This is a genomic window from Bacillus toyonensis BCT-7112 (assembly GCF_000496285.1).
Classification (GTDB): Bacteria; Bacillota; Bacilli; order Bacillales; family Bacillaceae_G; genus Bacillus_A; species Bacillus_A toyonensis.
The window spans coordinates 2679893-2705000 of the sequence record NC_022781.1 but is presented as its reverse complement, the minus strand read 5'-3'; the positions used below and the strand labels follow the sequence as shown (position 1 = coordinate 2705000).

Annotated in this window: 23 protein-coding genes, 2 tRNA genes, 1 rRNA gene and 1 pseudogene (1 of these 27 only partly in view); all 27 read right to left on the bottom strand. The window is 37.1% G+C overall.

The window, feature by feature from the left end:
- A 16S ribosomal RNA gene (locus BTOYO_RS13950) occupies positions 1-729 on the bottom strand (it extends 822 nt beyond the left edge of the window).
- Positions 730-1107: 378 nt separating this feature from the next.
- The gene (lysS, locus tag BTOYO_RS13945) at positions 1108-2607 is read right to left on the bottom strand and encodes a lysine--tRNA ligase (protein ID WP_000369685.1); all 1500 of its coding nucleotides are present in this window, start codon (positions 2605-2607) and stop codon (positions 1108-1110) included.
- Positions 2608-2767: 160 nt separating this feature from the next.
- Complete coding sequence (gene dusB / locus BTOYO_RS13940; protein ID WP_000912241.1) at positions 2768-3766, bottom strand: tRNA dihydrouridine synthase DusB; 999 nt, start codon at positions 3764-3766, stop codon at positions 2768-2770.
- A 23-nt stretch (positions 3767-3789) separates the two neighbouring features.
- Positions 3790-3993: a helix-turn-helix domain-containing protein gene (locus BTOYO_RS13935; RefSeq protein WP_000387027.1), complete on the bottom strand. Its 204-nt coding sequence runs from the start codon at positions 3991-3993 to the stop codon at positions 3790-3792.
- On the bottom strand, positions 3945-4460 hold the full coding sequence (gene folK, locus BTOYO_RS13930; protein WP_001059455.1) for a 2-amino-4-hydroxy-6-hydroxymethyldihydropteridine diphosphokinase: 516 nt from the start codon (positions 4458-4460) through the stop codon (positions 3945-3947). Before folK ends, BTOYO_RS13935 begins: the two co-directional genes overlap by 49 nt.
- Complete coding sequence (folB, locus tag BTOYO_RS13925; RefSeq protein WP_000358065.1) at positions 4457-4819, bottom strand: dihydroneopterin aldolase; 363 nt, start codon at positions 4817-4819, stop codon at positions 4457-4459. The genes folK and folB overlap by 4 nt, the downstream gene beginning before the upstream one ends.
- Positions 4820-5680 (bottom strand): dihydropteroate synthase, encoded by an 861-nt coding sequence (gene folP, locus BTOYO_RS13920; protein ID WP_002104269.1) that lies wholly within the window; start codon positions 5678-5680, stop codon positions 4820-4822.
- Positions 5655-6527 carry an aminodeoxychorismate lyase gene (pabC, locus tag BTOYO_RS13915; RefSeq protein ID WP_000909853.1) on the bottom strand — a complete coding sequence of 291 codons (873 nt, stop codon included), beginning with the start codon at positions 6525-6527 and terminating at the stop codon, positions 5655-5657. Before pabC ends, folP begins: the two co-directional genes overlap by 26 nt.
- Positions 6521-7108 (bottom strand): aminodeoxychorismate/anthranilate synthase component II, encoded by a 588-nt coding sequence (gene pabA / locus BTOYO_RS13910; RefSeq protein ID WP_000602280.1) that lies wholly within the window; start codon positions 7106-7108, stop codon positions 6521-6523. The genes pabC and pabA overlap by 7 nt, the downstream gene beginning before the upstream one ends.
- A 5-nt stretch (positions 7109-7113) precedes the next feature.
- Positions 7114-8511 carry an aminodeoxychorismate synthase component I gene (gene pabB, locus BTOYO_RS13905; protein ID WP_001189707.1) on the bottom strand — a complete coding sequence of 466 codons (1398 nt, stop codon included), beginning with the start codon at positions 8509-8511 and terminating at the stop codon, positions 7114-7116.
- Between the two features lie 222 nt (positions 8512-8733).
- Positions 8734-9657 carry a cysteine synthase A gene (gene cysK, locus BTOYO_RS13900; RefSeq protein ID WP_001261721.1) on the bottom strand — a complete coding sequence of 308 codons (924 nt, stop codon included), beginning with the start codon at positions 9655-9657 and terminating at the stop codon, positions 8734-8736.
- A gap of 117 nt (positions 9658-9774) precedes the next feature.
- On the bottom strand, positions 9775-10650 hold the full coding sequence (gene hslO, locus BTOYO_RS13895) for a redox-regulated molecular chaperone HslO (protein ID WP_000656374.1): 876 nt from the start codon (positions 10648-10650) through the stop codon (positions 9775-9777).
- A gap of 6 nt (positions 10651-10656) precedes the next feature.
- On the bottom strand, positions 10657-11445 hold the full coding sequence (locus tag BTOYO_RS13890; RefSeq protein WP_000578374.1) for a type III pantothenate kinase: 789 nt from the start codon (positions 11443-11445) through the stop codon (positions 10657-10659).
- 223 nt (positions 11446-11668) lie between these two features.
- Positions 11669-13570 (bottom strand): ATP-dependent zinc metalloprotease FtsH, encoded by a 1902-nt coding sequence (gene ftsH, locus BTOYO_RS13885; protein WP_001079666.1) that lies wholly within the window; start codon positions 13568-13570, stop codon positions 11669-11671.
- A gap of 85 nt (positions 13571-13655) precedes the next feature.
- Positions 13656-14198: a hypoxanthine phosphoribosyltransferase gene (gene hpt / locus BTOYO_RS13880; protein WP_000981842.1), complete on the bottom strand. Its 543-nt coding sequence runs from the start codon at positions 14196-14198 to the stop codon at positions 13656-13658.
- Positions 14195-15624, bottom strand: a pseudogene (gene tilS, locus BTOYO_RS13875) (tRNA lysidine(34) synthetase TilS). Before tilS ends, hpt begins: the two are co-directional and overlap by 4 nt.
- Before the next feature lie 294 nt (positions 15625-15918).
- On the bottom strand, positions 15919-18390 hold the full coding sequence (gene spoIIE, locus BTOYO_RS13870) for a stage II sporulation protein E (RefSeq protein WP_001123526.1): 2472 nt from the start codon (positions 18388-18390) through the stop codon (positions 15919-15921).
- 262 nt (positions 18391-18652) lie between these two features.
- Positions 18653-18724 (bottom strand) — tRNA-Glu (locus BTOYO_RS13865).
- A 13-nt stretch (positions 18725-18737) separates the two neighbouring features.
- Positions 18738-18811, bottom strand: a tRNA-Met gene (locus BTOYO_RS13860).
- A 161-nt stretch (positions 18812-18972) separates the two neighbouring features.
- Positions 18973-19458: a S1 domain-containing RNA-binding protein gene (locus BTOYO_RS13855; protein WP_000021451.1), complete on the bottom strand. Its 486-nt coding sequence runs from the start codon at positions 19456-19458 to the stop codon at positions 18973-18975.
- Positions 19459-19545: 87 nt separating this feature from the next.
- Positions 19546-19905, bottom strand: a complete 360-nt coding sequence (divIC, locus tag BTOYO_RS13850) for a cell division protein DivIC (protein WP_001208736.1) — start codon at positions 19903-19905, stop codon at positions 19546-19548.
- A complete protein-coding gene (gene yabQ / locus BTOYO_RS13845) occupies positions 19902-20555 on the bottom strand; it encodes a spore cortex biosynthesis protein YabQ (RefSeq protein ID WP_000059780.1) in 654 nt (217 codons plus the stop codon). Before yabQ ends, divIC begins: the two co-directional genes overlap by 4 nt.
- Positions 20552-20860: a sporulation protein YabP gene (yabP, locus tag BTOYO_RS13840; RefSeq protein WP_001059100.1), complete on the bottom strand. Its 309-nt coding sequence runs from the start codon at positions 20858-20860 to the stop codon at positions 20552-20554. Before yabP ends, yabQ begins: the two co-directional genes overlap by 4 nt.
- A gap of 58 nt (positions 20861-20918) precedes the next feature.
- On the bottom strand, positions 20919-21194 hold the full coding sequence (locus BTOYO_RS13835) for an RNA-binding S4 domain-containing protein (protein WP_001234879.1): 276 nt from the start codon (positions 21192-21194) through the stop codon (positions 20919-20921).
- 14 nt (positions 21195-21208) lie between these two features.
- Positions 21209-22669: a bifunctional methyltransferase/pyrophosphohydrolase YabN gene (yabN, locus tag BTOYO_RS13830; protein WP_000014273.1), complete on the bottom strand. Its 1461-nt coding sequence runs from the start codon at positions 22667-22669 to the stop codon at positions 21209-21211.
- A gap of 12 nt (positions 22670-22681) precedes the next feature.
- Positions 22682-24283 carry a putative polysaccharide biosynthesis protein gene (locus tag BTOYO_RS13825; RefSeq protein WP_023441120.1) on the bottom strand — a complete coding sequence of 534 codons (1602 nt, stop codon included), beginning with the start codon at positions 24281-24283 and terminating at the stop codon, positions 22682-22684.
- A 228-nt stretch (positions 24284-24511) separates the two neighbouring features.
- The gene (spoVT, locus tag BTOYO_RS13820) at positions 24512-25048 is read right to left on the bottom strand and encodes a stage V sporulation protein T (protein ID WP_000648310.1); all 537 of its coding nucleotides are present in this window, start codon (positions 25046-25048) and stop codon (positions 24512-24514) included.
- Positions 25049-25108: the final 60 nt, after the last annotated feature.

The following is a 25108-nucleotide window of genomic DNA, read 5'->3' as shown; positions in this document are numbered from 1 at the left end:
GGTGTTCCTCCATATCTCTACGCATTTCACCGCTACACATGGAATTCCACTTTCCTCTTCTGCACTCAAGTCTCCCAGTTTCCAATGACCCTCCACGGTTGAGCCGTGGGCTTTCACATCAGACTTAAGAAACCACCTGCGCGCGCTTTACGCCCAATAATTCCGGATAACGCTTGCCACCTACGTATTACCGCGGCTGCTGGCACGTAGTTAGCCGTGGCTTTCTGGTTAGGTACCGTCAAGGTGCCAGCTTATTCAACTAGCACTTGTTCTTCCCTAACAACAGAGTTTTACGACCCGAAAGCCTTCATCACTCACGCGGCGTTGCTCCGTCAGACTTTCGTCCATTGCGGAAGATTCCCTACTGCTGCCTCCCGTAGGAGTCTGGGCCGTGTCTCAGTCCCAGTGTGGCCGATCACCCTCTCAGGTCGGCTACGCATCGTTGCCTTGGTGAGCCGTTACCTCACCAACTAGCTAATGCGACGCGGGTCCATCCATAAGTGACAGCCGAAGCCGCCTTTCAATTTCGAACCATGCAGTTCAAAATGTTATCCGGTATTAGCCCCGGTTTCCCGGAGTTATCCCAGTCTTATGGGCAGGTTACCCACGTGTTACTCACCCGTCCGCCGCTAACTTCTTGAGAGCAAGCTCTCAATCCATTCGCTCGACTTGCATGTATTAGGCACGCCGCCAGCGTTCATCCTGAGCCAGGATCAAACTCTCCAATAAAGTTAGTTTGTCTAGCATCTAAAAATAAAAATTGACGTTTCACGTTGTTTGTTTCGTTCAGTTTTCAAAGAACTACTTCGTCGCTCAGAAGCGACTTTATCAATATAACATTTTGTCATATTTTCGTCAACAACTTTTTTAAATAAGTTGTTTTTCGTTTGTTTCTTTTGTTACCTCTCGTGGCAACGAATATAAATATACCAGTTCGCTTATTAAAATGCAATAGTTTTTCTAATAAAATTTTTAACTTAGTAAAAAAGCATAAAAATAGCATGTTTCTTCTATATAAATATAATTTCTAAACGATCCCTATCAAAACCCACTTCCTTCAAATCACTCATAGTAAAATAAAAAAAGCTTTGGAGAAATCTCCAAAGCTTAGTCTTGCTTATGACGCATAGCAGGGAATAATAGTACATCGCGAATAGATGGTGCATTTGTTAATAACATAACTAAACGATCAATACCGATTCCTAATCCGCCCGTAGGAGGCATACCGTACTCAAGAGCTTCGATATAATCATCATCCATCATGTGAGCTTCATCATTACCTTGCTCGCGCTCTTTTAATTGAGCTTCAAAACGTTCTTTTTGATCGATTGGATCGTTTAACTCAGTGAATGCATTCGCATGTTCACGTGCAACGATAAATAACTCGAAACGATCTGTGAATCGTGGATCTTCGTCATTCTTTTTCGCAAGTGGCGAAATTTCTACCGGATGACCATAAATAAATGTCGGTTGGATTAATTTATCTTCTACTTTTTGTTCGAAGAACTCATTAATAATATGACCAACTTCCATTGTATCCTTAATTTCTACATTATGTTCTTTTGCAAGTTCACGCGCTTCTTCTACACTCATTGGATTCCAGAAATCTGCTCCAGAGTGTTGCTTAATTGCATCTACCATATGAAGACGTGTCCATTCTGGTTCTAGATTAATTTCATAATCACCATATTGGATTGTTGTTGTACCCAATACTTTTTTCGCAATATGAGCAACCATATTTTCTGTTAGTTTCATAATATCATTATAATCAGCATATGCTTCATATAATTCAATCATCGTAAACTCAGGGTTATGACGAGTTGATACACCCTCATTACGGAATACACGGCCGATCTCATAAACTTTTTCTAATCCACCCACAATAAGACGTTTTAAATGAAGTTCAATTGCGATACGCATATATAATTCCATATCTAACGCATTATGGTGCGTTGTGAAAGGACGAGCAGATGCTCCACCTGCAATCGCGTGCATCATAGGCGTTTCTACTTCAAGATAACCGTTGTCATCTAAATATCTTCTCATCTCACGAATGATTTTACTACGAGTAACAAATGTTTCACGACTTTCCATACTTGTAATTAAGTCTAAGTAACGTTGACGGTAACGTTGTTCAACATCTTTTAATCCATGGTATTTATCCGGTAATGGACGAAGGGATTTCGTTAAAAGTGTAAATCCTGTTGCTTTTACTGAAAGTTCTCCAACGTTCGTTTTGAACACTTTACCTTCAATACCTACTAAGTCACCTAAATCTGCTGTCGTAAATAATTCGTACTCTTCATCTCCAACAGTATCTTTACGAACGTAAATTTGAACTTGTCCGTGTAAATCTTGAATGTGCGCGAATCCAGCTTTTCCTTTACCGCGTTTTGTCATAATACGACCAGCGATAGAAACAGTGATTTCTTTCTCTTCTAATTCTTCTTTAGAGAATTCTCCATATAGACTTACTAAGTCTGTTGTTGAATTTGTGCGTTCAAATCGTTTACCAAACGGATCGATTCCTTGCTCACGTAAATTATGTAGCTTTTCACGACGAACAAGCAATTGGTCGTTTAATTCTTCGTGGTTCATGTTATCCATGATATTGATATCACTCCAGCTCTATTAATTTTTACAATATATACAGTATAGCATTTTCTACTCAACTAGAAAAACTGCCAGCAACTAACTGGCAGTTCTTCTTTCTTTCACGTAATTATAGGAAGTGTGTAGAAGAATGTCAATCTTCTACATTCCCTTATTAACCAACATAAATTGTTTGTTGTTTCGCTTCTACTTCTTCTACAAATGCACCTAATACATTCGCAAGGTCTTGACGTGTGTTGCAAGTATTGATGCCATTACGCACACTCGCATTACCACGAACACCTTTTAAATACCAAGCCGCATGCTTTCTCATCTCTCTTACAGCAACATTTTCATTCTTTAAATCGATAAGACGATCTAGATGCAACATACATACATCAATTTTCTCGCGCACTGTTGGTTCCGGCATTAATTCACCCGTCTCTAAATACTTTACCGTACGATAAATCATCCACGGATCCCCAAGAGCAGCACGGCCAATCATAACACCATCTACACCAATTTCATCAAGCATACGCTTCGCATCTTGCGGTGTTTCAACATCACCATTTCCAATAACCGGGATATTCACAGCTTGCTTTACTTGTTTAATAATATCCCAATCTGCTTTTCCTTCATACATTTGCACTCGTGTACGTCCATGAACTGCCACTGCCTGTCCACCAGCACGCTCAACAGCTCTAGCATTTTCTATTGCGAAAATATGTTCTTCATCCCAACCTATACGCATTTTAACTGTAACTGGCTTTTCAACAGCATCTACAACTGCCGCTACCATTTCATATATTTTATTTGGATCTAAAAGCCATTTTGCTCCTGCATCACACTTAGTGATTTTTGGTACTGGACAACCCATATTAATATCAATAATGTCTGCTGTCGTATATTTATCTACATATTTCGCAGCATCTACAAGCGTTTCTTTCTCTCCACCAAAAATTTGTAAACTTAATGGCTTTTCTCTCTCGTCGATATATAACATATCTAACGTTCTCTTATTATTAAGTAATATCGCCTTATCACTTACCATTTCAGCACAAACTAAGCCTGCACCAAATTCTTTTACTGTTAAACGGAATGCAGAGTTACACACTCCCGCCATCGGTGCTAGTACAACCGGATTTTTCATCTCAATATTTGCAATCTTTAACACTGGATTTACTCCTTCCTTCATAATTACTTTGGCATTAGTTCATCTATCGAGACCTTTAATGCTTTAGCAACTTCTACTACAAAATCTTGGGAAGGCGATCGATTCCCTCTCTCAACTTCACCTAAAACAGATACAGATACCCCTAATTCTTTAGCAAAACCTTCTTGTGTATAGCCTTTCAGCTTTCGAAAAGCACGAATGCGTCTTCCCCATTTTTCTGCTTCCATACCGTTACTCCCTCTCGCCTTTTCATTTCTTCTACTTGTGAACGTGAAATGTCTTGTTTTATATCTTGATTAATTTCTAACAACGGAACGATAACAAAAGCTCTTTCGAACATCCGCGGATGCGGAACAATAAGATTCTCTGCTTCAATATTTTCTTGATTATAGAGTAAGATGTCAAGGTCGATGGTTCTCGGACCCCATCTAATTTCCCTTTTTCTTCCTAGGTCATTCTCTACTTTTTGCGTTACTTTCAATAATTCTTGTGGTGATAAATTGGTAGAAATTTTTATAACTAAATTTAAAAAGCAACTTTGGTCAGTATAGCCAACTGGATCAGTTTCATACACTGATGAAACATCATCAACTTGGATATACGGACTTTTATTTAAAAACTGAATCGCTTCAGTTAAATACGTATAACGCTCTCCAATATTCGAACCTAATGCAATGTACGCTATATTATTCATGAACGTTCTCTCGTAATTTCTACCGCTACAGCGCGATAATGCCCCGGTATCGGCGGATCTGGTTTAATTACCTTAATTGTACATCGTGAAATACTCTCATATTGTTTCAATATATTTGTAGCGATATTTTCAGCGATGCTCTCTACAAGCTTATACGTTCTATCTTCGACAACTTTCCTACACAATTCAAAAAGCTCTCCATAATTGACAGAATGCTCTAAGTCATCACTTTCTCCTGCACGTTTCAAATCCAATTCTACCGTTAAATCAACTTTAAACCTCTGACCTAATTTATTTTCCTCTGGGAATACACCATGATAACCGTAAAACTCCATATCATGGATATAAATTTTATCCAATTACTTTACCCCCTTACCAATCATCGCATCCATCATTTTAGCCATACGCGCCATTTCTTTCACATCATGAACACGAACAAATTCACAGCCCTTTTCAATACCGAGACAAACGGTAGCTCCAGTTCCCTCAAGACGTTCCTCTACCGGTAAATCTAGTACATGTCCAATAAAGGACTTTCTTGAAGTGCCTAAAAGAACTGGATAACCTAGTACATTTAACTGTTCTAAATTACGCATCGCTTCCAAATTTTGTTCAGGCGTCTTAGCAAAACCAATACCTGGGTCTAAAATAATATTCTCATCTCGTACACCAGCAGCTTTAGCAATTTTAATACTGTCATACAAATCAGCAATCATATCCGCCATTAAATTACGATAACTCATATTGTCACGGTTATGCATTAAGATGATAGGTACATCATAATGAGCTGCAACTTCAGCAATTTTCGGTTCCGCCTTCGCCCCCCAAATATCATTAATAATGTGAGCACCAGCTTCAATTGCTTGTTTCGCAACTTCTGCTTTATACGTATCGATAGAAATAGGCAATTCCACTTCCTTCGAAACCGTTTGGATCATCGGAACAACTCGTTTAATTTCTTCTTCCACCGAAACTTTAGCGAAACCCGGGCGAGTAGATTCACCACCAATATCAATAATATGAGCACCTTCATCTTTCATTTCTTTCGCATGGCGCACCGCAGCATCCACTTCGTTGTAACTCCCACCATCAGAAAATGAATCTGGCGTTACATTTAAAATCCCCATAATTAATGTCTTTTCATTTAAATTCAATGTATATTCGCCGCAGCGCAAATCATAATCCCACTTCAAATTACACATCTCCTCTTCGCAATTCATTTCTACTCCACAATTTCTCTCTCTGCATTTCATAAAGATGCATAAACCTTTTTGTAATCATTCCGACTTTACCCGGGAAATCTCGTCCCTCTATATGATAAAGCGGAACAATTTCTTGAATGGAATTCGTTACAAAAGCTTCATCTGCTGAAAGCAATTCATCTTTCGTAAAGAAACCTTCCTTTATTTCTATACGAAGCTCCTCTGCAACCTTTATAATAAATGCACGAGTGATACCATTTAAAATCCCTGTTTTTAGCGAAGGCGTATACAAAACATTGTCTTTCACAAAAAAGAGATTCGAAACAATACCCTCTGCAACATAACCTGCTTCAGTAAGAAAAATACCTTCCTTATCCACAACATTTCCAATTTCGCGTTTCCCTAAAATGTTATTTAAATAATGATGGGACTTCAAGCGAAACGCACCCTCTGGTGTATTTCGCACTTGTTTTAAAACAACCCCTTCTTTTTCCACTATATCCCCTGGGGCTGGTAAAGGTTTTATAAAAACAATAACCGACGGCTCTTCATACATTTCGGTTTGCAATCCTATTTCATCTACACCCGCCGATACATTGAAACGAACATATGCATGCTCCAATTCATTCTTAACGAGGAGATTTTTCAAAATAAGCATTACATCATCTTTTGTCATTGTCCATTTGATTTGCAATGTATCTAGCGCATCTATTAAACGTTTATAATGATCATCCAACAAGAAAGGATGACCATTATAAATACGAAACGTCTCAAAAACTCCAAGTCCGTATAAATAACCATGGTCATAAGGAGAAATTTTCGCTTCATTCGCTTCTACATATTCACCATTTACGTAAATTAACACGATGCCACGCTTGGACTATATTTGCGAATGAAATTCTGTAATAATTCTTTCCCATGAGAAGTCATAATAGATTCCGGATGGAACTGCACACCTTCAATCGGTAATGTTGTATGACGAAGCGCCATAATTTCCCCTTCCTCTGTCCAAGATGTTACCTCTAAGCAATCAGGTAACGTCTCTTTCTTAACAATAAGGGAATGATAACGCGTTGCAGTAAATGGATTAGGAATGTCCGAGAAAATCGTCTTTCCATCATGATGCATAGGCGACGTTTTCCCATGCATTAATCGCTCTGCTCGAACAACTTCTCCACCAAAGACTTGCGCAATAGATTGATGCCCAAGACAAACTCCAAAAATCGGAAGCTTTCCTGCAAAGTATTTAATAGCTTCCATACTAATTCCCGCTTCATTCGGACTACATGGACCTGGTGAAATCATTAAGAAATCTGGTTTCATATTCTCAATATCTGCAATAGTCACTTCATCATTACGCTTAATAACAAGCTCTTGTCCAAGTTCTCCAAGAAATTGCACCAAATTAAATGTAAAAGAATCATAATTATCAATCATTAATATCATTTCTCTCACCTAACCGTTTCTTCGCTACTTTCTTTTGCACGCCATAAAGCAATTGCCTTTTTTAACGACTCTTTATATTCATTTTTCGGATTTGAATCAATTACAATTCCCGCTCCTGCTTGCACATGCGCTTGCCCATCTTTAGCAAGAAGCGTTCTAATTACAATATTCAATTCCGTATCTCCAGAATAACCAATCCAACCAATTGAACCTGTATAAATCCCTCGTCGAACAGGTTCTAATTCTTCAATAATTTCCATCGTACGTATTTTCGGGGCACCGGTAATTGTTCCACCAGGGAATACAGCTTTCACTAAATCGAAAGCATCCTTATCTTCTTCCACCTCACCACGCACATTAGAAACGATATGCATAACATGTGAGTACTTTTCAATTACCATAAATTCATCTACTTCTACAGTGCCATATTTACAAACGCGCCCTAAATCATTTCGTTCTAAATCTACAAGCATTACATGCTCCGCTCGTTCCTTTTCGTTCTCAATTAATTCCCTCGCTAATTCTTCATCCTCTTGTTCATTCGCACCGCGGGATCTTGTACCAGCAATTGGTCTTGTACTTACTTCTTGCCCTTGTTTTTTAATTAGCAATTCAGGCGAAGCACTAACAATTTGAAAATCCCCAAGCTCCAAGTATCCCATATATGGAGATGGATTAATTTTACGAAGACTTGTATAAATTTCTAGCGGATGCGTTTGTAAAGTTCTTTCTTGCCTTGTCGACAAGTTTACTTGAAACACATCACCATTTCCAATATATTCTTGAATACGTTCAACAGCCTTCATAAAGCCTTCTTCTGTAAAAGCAACCGCTTCATTTTTCTTTTCAGGACGTTCAAACGGCATAGTCACTTCAGGCACTTCTGCCGCCCAAAGATTCTTCCATTCATGTAATCGTTCTTCCGCCTCTGCATGCTTATCTACATAATGTGTAATAATCCACAATACTTTTTCTTCTTGATCATAGACGAACACATCGTCAAATAATAAAAAGAATATATCGGGTATATTCAGATCATCCTCTGCAAGAGAAGGGAGTTTTTCGATATAACGGATACAATCATAACTAAAGTAGCCAATCGCACCACCTTGAAACGGCGGGTACTCTGGATTGTAGTCTGTTTTCCATTTTTCCATATATTCTTGCATTAAATCTAATGGATTCCCTCGCTTTATTGTTTCCTTACCACTTTCGCTTATATGTAACGTTTCACCCTTCCCTTGGATTACCGCTACTGGGTTTAACCCCACTATGTTATAACGACCGCCACGTCCGCTTTCTAGCAAAATATGTTGCGGCTTATCCTGAGAAAGAAATTTATATTGCTTAAAGAAATCTAACTGATATGGAATAGAAAGCGCTAAAGATTTTCTTCGTTGCATATCAACACCCCGTCTTCTTTTATCCCACCCTCTTAGATTAACCACCTCAAACTACATAAGCTCTTTATATAGAAAATGATTATACTCGAAGGTTAGTGAAAATAAATTAATTATACTACCTCTTATTTTACATGAAGTTTTCTAGTCAATCACTCTTTTCCTATTTCCAATCCAAAAAGAAAAAAGCATCCTTTTTCAAGGATGCTTTTCAATCACATTCAATTATGATTCAAATTGATAAAGTGGTGTACTTAAATAACGTTCACCGTTACTTGGAATAATAACAAGTACTTTTTTCCCTTTACCTAATTTTTTCGCAACTTCTGTCGCTGCATAAATAACTGCTCCTGAAGAGATACCAACTAAAATACCTTCCTCTTTAGCCACTCTTCTCGCATATTCAAACGCTTGCTCTGTTTTTACTTGAATAATTTCATCATATACCTTTACATCCAATGTCTCTGGGATGAATCCCGCCCCAATTCCTTGGATTTTATGTGGCCCCGGCTTCCCACCAGATAATACTGGTGAGTCCGCAGGTTCTACTGCATAAATTTTAATATCTTTATACGCTTCCTTCAGCACTTCACCAGCACCAGTAATTGTTCCACCTGTACCAATACCTGCAATAAACGCATCTAATTGATCACCCATTTGTTCAACAATTTCTGGACCTGTTGTTAAACGATGAATTTCTGGATTTGATTGATTTTGGAACTGTTGCGGTATAAAGTAGCCATGCTCTTTCGCTAATTCAGTCGCTTTACGAATTGCCCCACCCATTCCTTCAGGACCTGGAGTCAATACTAATTCAGCACCGTAAGCACGTAATAAATTACGACGCTCAATACTCATTGTTTCTGGCATTACTAAAATCGCCTTATATCCTTTAGCGGCCGCTACCATCGCTAAACCAATTCCTGTGTTACCACTTGTTGGCTCAATGATTGTATCGCCTTCTTTTAATAATCCTTTCTTTTCAGCATCTTCAATCATAGCTAATGCAATACGATCTTTAACACTGCTCCCAGGATTCATAAATTCTAATTTTAAGTATACATCTGCGCTGTCTGATTCTACGATGCGGTTCAACTTAACGATCGGCGTTTTCCCGATTAATTCTGAAACTGATTGTGCCACTCGCATTCCTGTCACTCCTAACACCGAGTATTTTTATTGGTTTTATCTATATTTAGATTTTGTCAGAAAATTCCCTGTTTGTCAATCTATCCGAGCGAACAATTCTCCACCCAAACTTCCTTATTACAAGTTCACAATTATGCTTGTAATATCTTCTTTAGAGAATTTATATCGTTCATTACAGAAATGACAGTGCACTTCCGTCTCTTCTTCTTCTTCACGAATTTGCTCTAATTCTGTTTTACCTAAACTAATTAACACACTCTCAATACGTTCACGTGAGCAAGTGCAATTAAATTGAACATCCATAGTTTCTAATACCTTTACTTTATCTTCCCCAAGAACTGCATATAGTAGCTCTTCTGGAGAAAGACCTTGTTCGATCAATGTTGATACAGGAGGGATTTTTTGCAAACGATCTTCAATGAATGCAATTGTTTCTTCCTGTGCGCCCGGCATAATTTGAAGGATAAATCCACCCGCCGCTAATACGCTGTCATCTCCATTTACAAGAACACCAACACCAACAGAAGAAGGCGTCTGTTCAGAAACTGCAAAATAGTACGTGAAGTCTTCTCCTAATTCACCTGAAACAATTGGAGATTGACCAATAAACGGCTCGCGCATACCAATATCTTTAATTACAGTTACAAATCCTTCTGTTCCCACCGCTTGATATACACGTAGTTTTCCTTGTTCTGTTCCTTCAAAATCAACATGCGGATTCGTTACATAACCACGTACATCCCCATTTGCATGAGCATCCACTAAGATTGGACCAATCGGACCGTTACCCTCTACCTTAATTGTTAACTTTTGATTACCTTTTAACATCGCACCCATCATTGTACCCGCAGTTAAAGAACGGCCAAGCGCTGCTGAAGCAGTTCTCCACGTGTCGTGACGTCTTTGCGCTTCACTTACTGTATTTGTTGTACGCACACTATACGCACGTACTTCTCCATCAAATGCTAAAGCTTTTACTAAATAATCTTTCATACTTATTTATTCACCTTTCTCATACTGTAAATTTGCATTACGTTCATATAACATATACAAACCTTTTAACGTTAAAAACGGATCTACGATATCAATTACATTTGATTCTTCTGAAATTAATTTCGCTAATCCACCTGTTGCAATAACTTTTGGTTCCTGTTTAGCTTCCTCTTTCATACGCTTAACAATACCTTCCACTTGTCCAACATATCCGTAAAGAATACCAGATTGCATCGCACTTACTGTATTCTTCCCAATAACACTACTTGGTTTTGTAATTTCAATACGAGGAAGTTTTGCCGCTCTACTATATAAGGCTTCCGCTGAAATCATAATTCCCGGTGTAATAACTCCACCCATGTAATGCTTCTCTTCGTTAATATAACAATATGTGGTAGCCGTACCGAAATCGACAATAATAAGCGGACTTCCATATAAATGGATTCCCGCTACTGCATTTACAATTCGGTCTGCGCCTACTTCACGCGGATTTTCATATTTAATATTTAGCCCTGTTTTTATCCCGGGCCCTACTACAAGCGGTTTAATTTTAAAATACTTTTCACACATGCGCTCTAAAGCAAACATAATTGGTGGTACAACTGAAGACACAATAATACCTTTCACATCTTCAAATGAAAGACCCTCATGCTCAAGTAACTGCTTTACAAGCATTCCATATTCATCTTCCGTCTTGTGACGATCTGTTTCCATACGCCAATGCTGACGAAGTTCCCCATCTTGAAATACGCCTAGTACAGCATTTGTGTTCCCTACATCCAATACAAAAATCATATTCTCACCACTTATCTTATTTAATCTATATTTATGTAGTATGTATAAAACTTATAAAAACATCATATCACACATACTTATATAATCAGCTTTTCTATCCTCATCATTTTACAAAAAGATTACTCTCTATTTCAATTTTTAATACTAATTTTATTAAAAATTTTTCCGACTTAGTATTTTTCTACAAATAAAAAAGGAGTGACAATTGTCACTCCTTTATCTCTTACTTATCTTCTACGTCTTCATCGTCCTTCTTCATATTGATGTTTACTTTTACATCATCTGAAGATGTTGGGCGCTCTGGCAATCTGCCGTAATCATATAAATGATTAATTTGCTCTGCATCTAACGTTTCTACTTCAAGTAACGTTTTCGCAATAATATCTAGCTTATCACGTTTTTCAGTAAGAATTTGTTTCGCGCGGGCATAACATTCTTTTATAATCGTTTGCATTTCCACATCGATTTCATGTGCAATTGCATCACTGTAGTTTTGTTCTGAATGGAAGTCTCTTCCTAAGAACACTTGACCACCTTGCGAGCTACCGAATTGCATCGGTCCAAGCTTATCACTCATACCGAACTCCGTAACCATACGTCTTGCAATACCAGTCGCACGTTGGAAGTCGTTGTGAGCACCTGTGCTTGCTTCACCAAACACAATCTCTTCAGCTACTCGACCACCAAGTAAACCAGTGATTTTATCAAGTAACTCTGGTTTTGTCATGAAGTAACGATCTTCTTTCGGAAGCATTACTGCATATCCACCAGCTTGACCACGAGGGACAATTGTTACTTTATGAACGATATCTGCTTCATCAAGGACAACACCAATTACAGTATGGCCAGCTTCATGGAATGCAACGATATTACGTTCTTTTTCAGAGATAACACGACTTTTCTTAGCTGGACCTGCAATAACACGATCCGTCGCTTCATCAATGTCACTCATATCAATTTTCTTCTTATCTTGACGCGCAGCTACTAAAGCAGCTTCGTTTAATAAGTTTTCAAGATCGGCACCAGAGAACCCTGGTGTACGAGTTGCAATTGCTCTTAAGTTAATATGATCATCAAGCGGTTTATTACGAGCATGTACTTTAAGTACAGCTTCACGACCATTTACATCTGGACGATCTACTGTAATTTGACGGTCAAAACGACCTGGACGTAATAATGCTGGATCAAGAATATCGGGACGGTTTGTTGCAGCGATGATAATAATACCTTCGTTTGCACCGAATCCATCCATTTCAACAAGTAATTGGTTCAGCGTTTGCTCACGCTCATCATGGCCACCACCAAGACCTGCGCCACGTTGACGTCCTACTGCATCAATTTCATCAATGAAAATGATACAAGGAGCATTTTTCTTTGCATTTTCGAATAAATCACGTACACGGGATGCACCGACACCGACAAACATCTCTACGAAGTCAGAACCACTGATAGAGAAGAACGGAACGCCAGCTTCACCTGCAACAGCACGTGCTAATAAAGTTTTACCTGTACCTGGAGGTCCCACTAACAGAACACCCTTAGGAATACGGGCACCAACTTCAGCAAACTTACGAGGATCTTTCAAGAATTCAACTACCTCAACAAGCTCTTGTTTCTCTTCATCCGCTCCAGCAACATCTCTGAAACGAACTTTTTTCTTTTCGTCATTATATAACTTCGCCTTACTTTTCCCGAAGTTCATAACACGGCTACCGCCGCCTTGAGCTTGGTTTAATAAGAAGAAGAATAAAATGAAGATAATGACAAACGGAATGATAGAAGTAAAGAAGGTTACCCAAGCACTTGTTTCTTCTGCTGGTTGATACTTAACTTCAGCACCTTGCGCTTTATCATTAATTTTCTTTTGTAATTCCTCAGTATTTGGTGCATAAGTAACAAATTGTTCTCCTTGGCTAGAAGTATTAAATTGTCCTTTTACCTCAAACACACCATTTTTCGGTTGAAGTTGCACATTGCGCACTTCACCTTTTTCTAGTTTAGTAATGAATTTATCGTAGCTAACTGATGTCGTTTTTTGCGTTGAACCATTAAAATAGCTCACGATTCCAATTACTACTAGGAATATCAGTAAATAAAAGATGGTATTACGGAAGATACGATTCATTCCTAACCTCCTCTCACGGCATAAACACTATTGTAAATCGTAACATAGAAAAACTTTCCTATACAATTGTAACGCCTGTATTTAATTAATTTGAGTAAACGCTTGGTTTTAATACTCCTACATAAGGAAGATTACGGTACTGCTCTTTATAATCTAATCCATATCCTACAACAAACTCATGTGGGACAGTAAATCCAACATAATCCGCTTTCAAATCTACCTTGCGGCCTGTTGGTTTGTCTAATAACGTAACAATTTTTACAGACTTCGCTTTACGATATTTAAATAGGTCCACTAAGTAACTTAGCGTAAGACCGCTATCAATAATATCCTCAACGATTAAAATATCGCGACCTTCTACAGAAGTATCAAGATCTTTTAAAATTTTCACTTCGCCTGTTGAAACAGTAGAGTGACCGTAACTAGATACAGCCATAAAATCCATTTCAAGATATGTATCTGTTCTCTTTAATAAATCTGCCATGAATGGCATTGCGCCTTTTAATACACCAATTGCAAGAGGTACTGTGTTTTTATAATCCTCTGCAATAATTGCACCTAATTCGCGCACCTTTTCTTGTATTTGTTCTTCAGAAATTAATACTTTTTCGATATCTTGATTCATCATTTCATTATCCTCCCGGAAGACTCCTTGCTTTTGTAGTGAATAATCATATATTTATCCTTCTTTGCCATCTCTTTCGAAACAGCAAATGCAGATCGCTTCAACAAGGGTATCCAAATAATATTCCCACTTGCATCACAAACGACCGGCCATGCTTCTCTTTTTTCTCTTGGTACTTTTGCTTCGATAAAAATAGTTTTTATCTTTTTTGTGCCATTCATACCTTGTATTGACATGCGATCTCCATTTTCCCTAGAACGAATACGAAGTGGATATGATATATCATTATACTTAGCAACAAATACTGTTTCATTCATGTTACTTGGTATATCTTCGCTCACCTCTATTACAAGTTCATCCCCGTTCGATAGCGTAATTGTCCCGGGTACTGATAAATCTTGCGAAAAAGGAGAAACAATTTCTTGTTTAAATCCAAAGCTACACTCCTCGTATGTGCGAACAATTTTTAAATCACCTGGGAAATCAAGTGAACCCGAAGGTTGTGTCCGCTTAAAAAACTCAATCACTTTGTCAATATGTATAGAGGAAAGAGAAGATGGAATCTTATATTCATAAAGATAGTTTAATATTAGTTGAATCCCTCTTCTTTGTAAAGGCATAGACATGGATTCAAAGGCAGGAATTGATAAGCTAATTTGTTTATCACTTTTTTTGTAATTACTTTATTCATTTTCTCAAAAGCTAATTCCTGCAAATAAGCCTCATCCTCTTGCATCTGCACGCTAAATTTTTGAAATTTCTCATGCACTTGTGGATTTTCTTCTTTCAAATGAGGAAGGACATATTTACGTAATCGATTCCTTGTATATACTTCCTTTTTATTACTCGGATCTATACGGGGAATTAAATTTAGCTCATTACAGTAATTAACAATTTCTTCCTTCGTTACTCCAAGTAAAGGCCTAATTAAATATCCATTATGAAAAGGACGCTTCACTGCAATTCCTGCATACCCTTTCGGAGTACTCCCTCGTACAAGGCGCATTAAAATCGTTTCTACTTGATCATCTCCATGATGCCCAAGAGCTACATATCTCGCATCATATTTCTTCATTATTCTTTCCAAAAATGCATATCTGCATTCTCTAGCAGCAACCTGCGCATTCATTCCGTATTGCTGTTGATATTGCGACACGTTAACCCTTATCGTTTCGCAAGTAACTCCCAGTCCTTTGCAAAGATCCTGCACAAACTGTAGATCCTCATGAGATTCATCGCCTCTAAACATATGATCCACATGCGCTACTACAATTTCCAACTGTTTTTCTGCCCTTTTTTCTAACAAATAATATAGAAGAGCTAAAGAGTCAGGGCCACCCGAAACTCCTACAACAATTGTTGAACATTCCTTTAATACATCATGCTGCTTTACAAAGTCATCTACCTTTTCAACAAATGTATCTTTCAACTTCGTAATCACCTTTCATTAAACAAGAACAGCAACGTTAGTTACCTTGTCTATAATGGTACAACTTTTACAAACATTGTGCAAAAAAAAGATATACAAAAATTACATTTTTATCTTACATCCTCCGCACATATTCAAAAAAATAATAACATTACCTTTTAAAGCAAAAAAACCTAGGAATTCGCCTAGGTTTTTCAGAATAGACTATATGAATCAATAGCAGATAAAAAGCCCGATTGGTACGGGCTTTTTATCTGCGGGGATGGAGAACCCCCCACTGATTAAAGTTTTACTTTATTGCGCCTGCATTCCTACAATTGGAATCGTAGCCCACTTCGGCATATTCTTCTTTACTTTCGCCACAACAATTGTCATATCGTCATTTATATAACCATCACAAGAACGAATCACTTCTTCCATAATGATATCAGCAATTTCTTGCGGGTCCTCGGTTTGCAGTTCCTTAATTTTTCGTTTCATCCATAATTCATGGTTCTCCACATGCTGCGCTCCTTCAAAAATACCATCGCTCATCATAATAAGAATATCGCCCGTTTTTAATTGCTCACCCACTACATCAACCTCAACATCTTCAATGATCCCCATTGGCAAATTACTTGCTTCAATTTTCAAAATATTATTTGCGCGTTTAACAAAACTCGGCGTCGATCCGATCTTTAAAAATTTCGCATTCGCATCCCGTAAATCTACCATCGCCAAATCCAGTGTTGTAAACATCTCTTCTGTCGTTCTTAAAGAAAGAATTGAATTGATCGATTTAATTGCTATTTCCTCATCAATACCTGATTGAAGTATCTTTTGTAATAATTTTACCGTTTCCTTACTCTCCATATGAGCTCGTTGCCCATTTCCCATACCGTCACTAATCGCAAGTGCATATTTACCCACACTCAAATCCATCATCGCATAAGAATCCCCCGAAACAAACCCACCGCCTTTTGCAGCTGTAGCCAATCCCGTATCAAGAGAATACGTCTTTGCTGAACCAAATGATATTAAACTGTGACCATTTGGATAAGAAGACTTTTCTTCATGTTTAACGACAATATTTTCTTTTAGAATATCCGAAAGCATCGGCGCAACTAATTTTTCGCACTCACCATGCTCATTAGATGCAGCCGGAATTAACATCTCAATATCAATGCTCCCTCTATCTAAACAATAAATATCAACATGCTCCACTTCGACGCCAAAATCACGAAACGCTTGCAAAATTTGTTCTTCCTGTACTTGATGATTTTCTCGCTCTCTTTGTATTTCCTGTGCGAAATCCTCCATAACTTTTGATACGCCTAATAATTGCTCCGCTACTATTCTGCGATTTTCTTTCATTTGTTTTCGTAATTTTTGTCCCTCATAAAAGTGATCTAATTCACCGGCTACTAAATCTGTTACTTTCTTACCTCTCACACAATGCTTGTCCCATTCACGAACTAACTTCCGATTATGCTGCAGTGTTCCTTCTTCCGTTTCACTCATTATTTGTTTCATATAATCATACGTTTTGTCAAAATTAACCACCCAGCATTGATCCTTTTTAAAGCACGTTTGACATGTTTTCGCAGTAATTGTACTTAAAAATAAATCTGCCTCTGTTTCTTTATCTTCCTCCTCCACATAACCATATACAGAAAAGCTATTAGATAAAGCCGCAAACACATTTGCAAATTGATTAATTTTGTTCGCTGTAACATCGCGCATTCTTCTTAAATATTGTTGTTGATCTTGTGAATGCTCTTGTGTTCCCGGCATAAATTTAGCAATGCGATCCAGAACAAGTTTCGGTGTTAATAAAAAGAAAACAATTGCCACACCTGATTCAATTAAAGTTGTTACAATGTTCGTTTGCTTATCTACATATAATGTAATTAAGCTTGTCCCAATTAACAAACCTAAACTAACGCCTAGACGCTTCCCTTCTTTCAATAACCCTCCAAGCAATCCAGAAAAAGCAAGAAGGCTAAGCTGAGACAAACTGGACACATTCGCTAAACTTAATATTAAGCCGGTGACAACCCCAACTGTGGATCCTGTAGCAGCGCCGGCGATGAAGGCAAATACTAACACTAAATATCTAGTGAAAATATGTTGAATAGAAGCGTCATATACAAACCAATCCGTCGTACCTGTTAAAACAGATGCTAGTAATATAATTAAACAAACAATTTCTTCTGTCTCTAATGCTTGTTGTTTCCCTTTCCTTTCTACTAAGAGCGGAACACTTTGTAAAAATATCATCGTTAATACGAAACTAAGCCCCGCTTCAATCGTGCTAACGAGCAAATCGTACATGGTGATAGTTTGCTGTGCAAAATATACAACAACTAAATGTGCGGTTAATGCGGAGATAAATACTTGGAATGGTACAAGTCCAACAGTTTTACGTGTAAACCGACTAAAGAAGATATTATAAATGAAGAAAGTAAAGATAGACGCGAAAGTAAAAAATAAATTATCTATCGAAACTGAAAGTGCTCCTCCCATTAAAGCTAGGAATGCGAGCGGCATTTTATCTCGCTTCATAACATAAACGGCAGCGAAAAACGGTAATGCAAACGGTAAAATGTTTGTTAATATATACGCTCTTCCCAAAAGAAAACCAATAACAACAATAATAAATCCCCATCTAAAGAAAACTTGTTCAAACTTCATTCGCAACTTACTCGTCCACTTTATTCCTCCAAGCTGACTTTCATTTATTGCCAATGCACTTGTATTCATAGTATTCCTTCCTGCTTTAGGCATATTTTTAACACCACCTGCATAGTTTAATTACTGTCATTATAAAAGATGCTTATTGGGATTTTTGTCAAAACAACAGTTTTCACTTTTATAATCGTTCGACTTTTTATTCGAAATAACTCTACATATATACATAGTATGTAATTTATCTCCCTTTATTATATTGAAGATTCAGAAAATTTAAGGTGATTTTGTAGAAGTATTGTATGTCTTACTTTTTTATTTAACAAAAAAAGATCATGCAAGTTTGCATGATCTTTTTAGATGACCCGTACGGGATTCGAACCCGTGTTACCGCCGTGAAAGGGCGGTGTCTTAACCACTTGACCAACGGGCCGTTAAATTAAATATAGCGGCGGAGGGGATCGAACCCCCGACCTCACGGGTATGAACCGTACGCTCTAGCCAGCTGAGCTACACCGCCATGTCGTCTTATTTAACGGACAATTAGTATCTTACATCAGATATCATTTAAAGTCAACACATCTCAAAAACTTTTTTAAAAAATATATTTTCGCATATAAAAAAGCACCCTGAGCCATCACTCTGGGTACCTCTCTATATGTTAAAAACTAAACGTTCTTATTATCCGCGACGTGCGCCACGGCCACCACGTTTAGACTCTGTGTTACGCTTTAAAGAAGTTAAACGATCTTCGCTATCCTTTAAGAAGCGTGCCATCTTTTGCTCAAATGTTTCTTTTGGAGCTCGGTCGTTACCGCCACCGCGATTATCTCTGTTGAAAGAGCGATTATTACGTTGTGGACGTCCAGAACGTTGTTGATCACCACCGCGTTGGTATTCACCGCGTGGACGATCTCCTTCTGTTTTTTCACGTTCTTTCGCTTTTTTAATAGATAGACCAATTTTCCCATCTTTTTCAACATTAATAACTTTTACTTCTACTTGGTCGCCCACTTTTAAGTGATCATTAATATCTTTCACATAATTATCAGCAACTTCACTAATATGAACAAGACCCGTTAAGCCTTCTGGCAGCTCCACAAAAGCCCCAAAATTTGTAATACCTGTTACTTTACCCTGTAACTTGCTGCCTACCTCGATTGACATAAAAAAAATGCTCCTCCTTAGTGATTAAAAAGTCAAATTTTACTTTATTATATATAATCCTAAAATATAGTGTCAATAAGACATACTTTACTTAGAAACAGGAAAAATTATCTCCCCTTTTCCGGAGAAGAAATAATCCCTTCTAGCAATCTTTAATACGTACTCTTCATCATTTAACTTTTGAACTTCGTCTTTTAGACTTTTTTCTTTATTCGTTAATGAATCTAGTTCTTTTTTCATGTCCTTAACTTTTGCTTCTTTTGCTTTAATGGAACTGTTTTGTTGATAAAAAGTTACACTAATACTCGCAATAATTGTAAAAGCAAAGACAAGAAAAACCGCTAAACGGCGATAAAGTCGCTTCCTGTTCTCATCCGTTTGTATTATATGCTCTTTAACAGGATTTGGACTCTGTTTTTCGATTGTTCTTTGTCTCAGTTCCCTCATTTCCGAGGTCCCCCTAACTTCTTTTTTATACGCTCCCATAGTTGGAAGATGTGTCCCTTCAATTTTGCTATATATTGCAGGAACCCTACATGTTTCATTATAAAAAGTTTAACACGATTAGGGAGAAGTTTCCATATGAGCAAAGCAATAAATCGAACAGGCCAGAAAAAAACTTTCCATATGAAAAGTAATATCCAAATCACCATTTTCCATAACACATGTCCAATTGAAAGCAGTATACGAAATAAGAATAATATAAATGTAATAAATAGCTGCGCTATAATAATAACAGGTTTTATCATGAGTAGCTGTATAATTCGAACAAAAAAATGTGTTGTTTGCACAAAAATATAGATGAGAAAATTTAACAACCTCATGTATAGTGCTTTCAATAAGCTTTGATATGCCGCAAAACCACATAATAATGCCAAAAATACATATATACGTAGTTCAGCTTCATTTACGAGAAGTAATACATAAAAAACGAATAATGCTTGGACAACCCAAAATAGTATATCATGTATAAATACAAGCCAACGTTTACGTTCCTGACGCTTTAAAAAACGTTGGTATGTATCTAATGATGCTCCAATCCAAGCACCCATTCCGATCATCGAAAGCATTGTATACAACTGAATTGTTAGACTCATTTAAACAACTTACTAAAGAAGCCTTTAGTTTTCTCCCCTTGATTCTCATCAATATACAACATCTCATGAATCTTGCCTTTAATCGATACAACACCTTTTTCCACATCTAAATTCTTCATTTGCAAGTTTTGTCCACGAATTGTTAAAAAACCCATCACAGTCTCGAGTAAAAATTCTTCGCTATCAAAACTCTCTACTTGTTTTACACCAGTAATATCGATCACACGCCTACCACGCATAATAATATCATGCTCTACAGAAACATTTTGTTGATTAGAAGACATAGGTGAGTAACCATTATTCACGAAAATCCCCCCATAGCTTTATACTAGCTAATAGTAATGTATGAAGGGATAGCATATTTTAGAACAAGCCCTCTTCTGCTTTTACTTTTTCTTCGCGAACTAGGCTATACATATTTGCTGCATCTTCTTTTTTTGTTGTTTCTTTCAATTCATTTACTTTCACCGTTACTATTTTTTGACCGAAACGAATTGTTAATTCATCAGCCACTTTCACATCTGAACTCGCTTTTGCGACTTGACCATTGATAGATATTCTTCCTTGATCAGATACTTCTTTTGCTAATGTTCTTCTTTTAATTAAACGTGACACTTTCAAAAATTTATCTAGACGCATATCAAATCCCCCTATTAACGCTCTGTTTGCTTTGCCTCTTCCCATAAAACATCCAACTGTTCTAATGACAGATCTTGCATTTCTTTATTCATTTCAGCTACTTTTGCTTCCATGTATAAAAAACGCCCCATAAATTTCTCATTAGTTGAACGTAATGCTTCTTCTGGATCTAATTTATAATGACGAGCTATGTTAACAAATGCAAATAGTAAATCGCCAAATTCACCTAGCATCTTTTCCTCATCCATATTTATAACTTCTTGCTGGAATTCTTGCCATTCTTCTAGGGCTTTCTCTATCATTGGCTGTACATCAACCCAATCAAATCCAACCTTTCCAGCTTTCTTCTGAATTTCGTAGGCACGCATTAATTGCGGCAAACTTTTTGGAATTCCAGTTAAAACAGATTCTTTTACGAATCCCTTTTCTTGTTTTTTAATTCCTTCCCAATTCGCAATGACTTCTTCAGCATTATTTACATCTGTATTTCCAAACACATGTGGATGACGACGAACCATTTTCTCCGATAAAGTTCGAATAATATCATCGATGGAGAACCAACCTTCATCCTCTCCAATTTGGGCATGAAGCATGACTTGTAATAATATATCACCTAGCTCTTCTACTAAGTGATCATCGTCCTCTTCATCAATTGCTTCCAATACTTCATAAGCTTCCTCAATTAAATACTTCTTTAAAGATTGATGTGTTTGCTTTTTATCCCACGGACAACCATTCGGTCCACGAAGGTCTGCAATAATTTCTCTCAGTACATCAAACTGTTGATACAAGGATGCACGTTCCTGAACTGGTGGTACATACACACTCGTTAAATTATTCAATTCTGTTTCATGATCTAACATGTACAACGGTACCTTTTTGACTTGTTCAAACGAAGTTCCTGCAGCTGTTACGATATACACTTCATAATCATCTGGCAATATTTCCATTAATGTTAACTTCACATCTGAAGCAACGAACGCATCATACACTTGGCAAAAGATTAAATGTTGACGTAATTCTAATTGCCCTCTTTCAAATGATGTAGCATCAATTAATTGGAATCCTTCAATCGGATCGATTTTTAAACTTGCGAACATTGGATCAAGGAAACTTTGTCCACCTTCAATTCGCACTTCAACATTTGCTACTTCTCCTTTTTCTAAAAGTAGCTGAACTGTTCTTTCTGCTACTAGCGGATGACCTGGAACAGCATAAATAATTTCTGCACCTTCAGCTTGTTCTAGCAATGTATTCGCAATTGTTTCATATACAATTTCAAATGTATCATGCGCTTCATATATATTGTCGAAAGCCGTATATTTTATACCTTCTTTCTCCAACTCTTCTATAACCGGGTGCTCCTTCGTTCTAACAAACATATGGTCTGCTACTTTTATCTTTCGGTATACGCCCATCGTCAGCTGATCTAATTCACCAGCACCTAATCCTAAAATAGTAATGATTCCACTCACAACCTGTCACCTCTATCCACTCTTCTTCAATGAACCTTCTTTTTTCTCTTTTTTCATAACGGATCCTAATTCTTCTTTTGTAAATACACGTAATTTTAAAATTAAAAACATGTATGTCAATCCGCCAATAGCTACACCTAACAACGCTTCAAATGTCGCGATTCCTCTATGATTCCCATCAATTACCAACCCAGACATTTGTAACACACGAATAAACATTATTAATACAAATCCCATACTGATACCACTAATAACTATACCGAACATCTTCTGCTTATTAATAAGCGACCCCGATACAGATTGCATAAGTAATACACTATTTAACAAGGCAATTACAACAAGCGCAATTAAAGTTGCAATCGCAGCTCCTTTAACTCCAAAATGCGGCATTAACATATAGTTTAAAACTAACTTCAAACAACCTCCAAATACAACGAATATTGCTGGTTTTAATGTTTGTCCCAGCCCTTGTAAAATAGAAGCAGTTGTAATTGACAATGAACTAAATAAAATAGATAAAGATAAAATCGATAACACATCTGACCCATCACTATTCTCAAATAACATAATATTTGTAGGCTGAATAATGCAAGTTAATCCGATGGCTGCTGCAAATCCAATAACAAGTGTTATTTTCATCGCTAACTTTACCTTTTCTTGAATAAAAGCAAGATCTCCTCTTTCCTTTGCCGCTGTAATAATCGGAATAAGTGACAATGAGAAAGACGTTGTCACGACAGTACCTAATTGCATGAGAGGGATACTTCTGTCATAAACACCTTTTAGTACCTTTGCACTTTCAGCCTGTTCCCCTGCCCCAATGAGTAAAGTATAGAAGGAAACCGAATCTGCCATTTGTATAAAAATAAGGACTAAATTACTAACACAAATAGCTATTCCTTGCCAAAAAAGGATTTTAACAATTCTTCTTTTTCCCCCAACTCTCTTCAAGCTTTTAAAGAAAATGGCGCGAAAATCATGACGCATATAAAGTAAAAGTACGATAATCCCAATAAGCCCGCCTGCAATCGAACCTAACATAGCACCTGCACCGACTGTATATAGATCAAATCCGTGAGCAATAAGGAATAGTGATAAAAAGACAATAATAGATACACGAATCGTTTGTTCAATTACTTGTGAAACAGCCGTCGGCATCATATTATTAAATCCTTGAAAATATCCTCTCGCTACGGATAAGAATGGCATTAATATGAATGAAAATGAAATAACACGTAATAACTTATATAAGTGTACATCACCCATAGCCGATGCAATCGTTTCGGCACCAAAGAACAATGTGAAAAACCCTATAAAGCCAATTCCTAATAAAAACCAAAAAGATACACAAATTATTTCTTCTGCTTCTTTTTGTTTTCCTCTTTCTAATCTTTCTGCAACCATTTTTGAAATTATAATAGGGAATCCATAAGTAGCTAAAATTAAACAAAATCCATAAAACGGATAAATTTGTTGGTAAATATAAAAACCAACATCTCCCGCTATGTTTTGATCTGGAATACGGTAAAAAGCGCTTAATACTTTTGTAATAAAACTTGCGATCGTTAATATAATAGCCCCACGCCAAAAGGCTTGATACTTCTTCGCTTCCATACAAGAAAACTCCTTTTTCTATTCTCACCTTTCGTATTATATCACAAAGAAAAAACAGGCTCCCTTACACCCACGAGTAATAAAGAGTTCTTACAAAACTAAAAATGTTCAACGAAAAAAGGTAGCAAAGCGCTACCTTCATTCAATATACCTATATCTCCAAATAATTGATTTTTCAAAAGAAATATCATAATTAGGAAAGATTGCAACTTCTAAAATTATATATCTTTACTGCTCCATTTGCTTCGCTAAGAAGCTCGCTGCTGTATTTACTGACTTATGCTCTACTTCACTTATAATAGCCTCTTTAGAGAAGATAATAACAGCTCCAATTGGATCCCCATTCGCAACAATCGGGCCAATTGTATAGGAGCTAACTTTTTCTGTTACTCCATCAATAATTGAAATTTCGCTTTCGTCCGTCATAATTACAGACTTACGCTCTTCCATTGTCTTCTCAATTAAATCGCCAACACTTTTATTTAAGTATTCTTTTTTAGATATGCCTGCTACTGCGATAATAGAATCACGATCACATACAAGCACATTATGTCCTAAGCTATCGTATAAAGCTTCCGTATATTCTTTTGCAAAATCCCCTAATTCACTAATCGGAGAATATTTCTTCAAAATTACTTCTCCATCGCGATCAACAAATATTTCTAGTGGGTCTCCTTCTCGAATACGTAAAGTTCTACGAATTTCCTTCGGGATTACTACCCTGCCTAAATCATCAATTCGACGTACGATTCCAGTTGCTTTCATTCTAATGCTACCTCACTTTCTACTGATGATCAAAGTGGTGAATTTACCTGTTCATGTAAA

What these genes read in the sequence shown, in the direction of transcription:
- lysS (WP_000369685.1), bottom strand. Translation starts at nt 2,607, where the DNA reads ATGGATAACATGAACCACGAAGAATTAAACGACCAATTGCTTGTTCGT.
- BTOYO_RS13935 (WP_000387027.1), bottom strand. Translation starts at nt 3,993, where the DNA reads ATGGAAGCAGAAAAATGGGGAAGACGCATTCGTGCTTTTCGAAAGCTG.
- folK (WP_001059455.1), bottom strand. Translation starts at nt 4,460, where the DNA reads ATGAATAATATAGCGTACATTGCATTAGGTTCGAATATTGGAGAGCGT.
- folP (WP_002104269.1), bottom strand. Translation starts at nt 5,680, where the DNA reads ATGAATTGCGAAGAGGAGATGTGTAATTTGAAGTGGGATTATGATTTG.
- pabA (WP_000602280.1), bottom strand. Translation starts at nt 7,108, where the DNA reads ATGATATTAATGATTGATAATTATGATTCTTTTACATTTAATTTGGTG.
- pabB (WP_001189707.1), bottom strand. Translation starts at nt 8,511, where the DNA reads ATGCAACGAAGAAAATCTTTAGCGCTTTCTATTCCATATCAGTTAGAT.
- cysK (WP_001261721.1), bottom strand. Translation starts at nt 9,657, where the DNA reads ATGCGAGTGGCACAATCAGTTTCAGAATTAATCGGGAAAACGCCGATC.
- hslO (WP_000656374.1), bottom strand. Translation starts at nt 10,650, where the DNA reads ATGAAAGATTATTTAGTAAAAGCTTTAGCATTTGATGGAGAAGTACGT.
- BTOYO_RS13890 (WP_000578374.1), bottom strand. Translation starts at nt 11,445, where the DNA reads ATGATTTTTGTATTGGATGTAGGGAACACAAATGCTGTACTAGGCGTA.
- ftsH (WP_001079666.1), bottom strand. Translation starts at nt 13,570, where the DNA reads ATGAATCGTATCTTCCGTAATACCATCTTTTATTTACTGATATTCCTA.
- hpt (WP_000981842.1), bottom strand. Translation starts at nt 14,198, where the DNA reads ATGATGAATCAAGATATCGAAAAAGTATTAATTTCTGAAGAACAAATA.
- spoIIE (WP_001123526.1), bottom strand. Translation starts at nt 18,390, where the DNA reads ATGCCTAAAGCAGGAAGGAATACTATGAATACAAGTGCATTGGCAATA.
- BTOYO_RS13855 (WP_000021451.1), bottom strand. Translation starts at nt 19,458, where the DNA reads ATGTCAATCGAGGTAGGCAGCAAGTTACAGGGTAAAGTAACAGGTATT.
- divIC (WP_001208736.1), bottom strand. Translation starts at nt 19,905, where the DNA reads ATGAGGGAACTGAGACAAAGAACAATCGAAAAACAGAGTCCAAATCCT.
- yabQ (WP_000059780.1), bottom strand. Translation starts at nt 20,555, where the DNA reads ATGAGTCTAACAATTCAGTTGTATACAATGCTTTCGATGATCGGAATG.
- BTOYO_RS13835 (WP_001234879.1), bottom strand. Translation starts at nt 21,194, where the DNA reads ATGCGTCTAGATAAATTTTTGAAAGTGTCACGTTTAATTAAAAGAAGA.
- BTOYO_RS13825 (WP_023441120.1), bottom strand. Translation starts at nt 24,283, where the DNA reads ATGGAAGCGAAGAAGTATCAAGCCTTTTGGCGTGGGGCTATTATATTA.
- spoVT (WP_000648310.1), bottom strand. Translation starts at nt 25,048, where the DNA reads ATGAAAGCAACTGGAATCGTACGTCGAATTGATGATTTAGGCAGGGTA.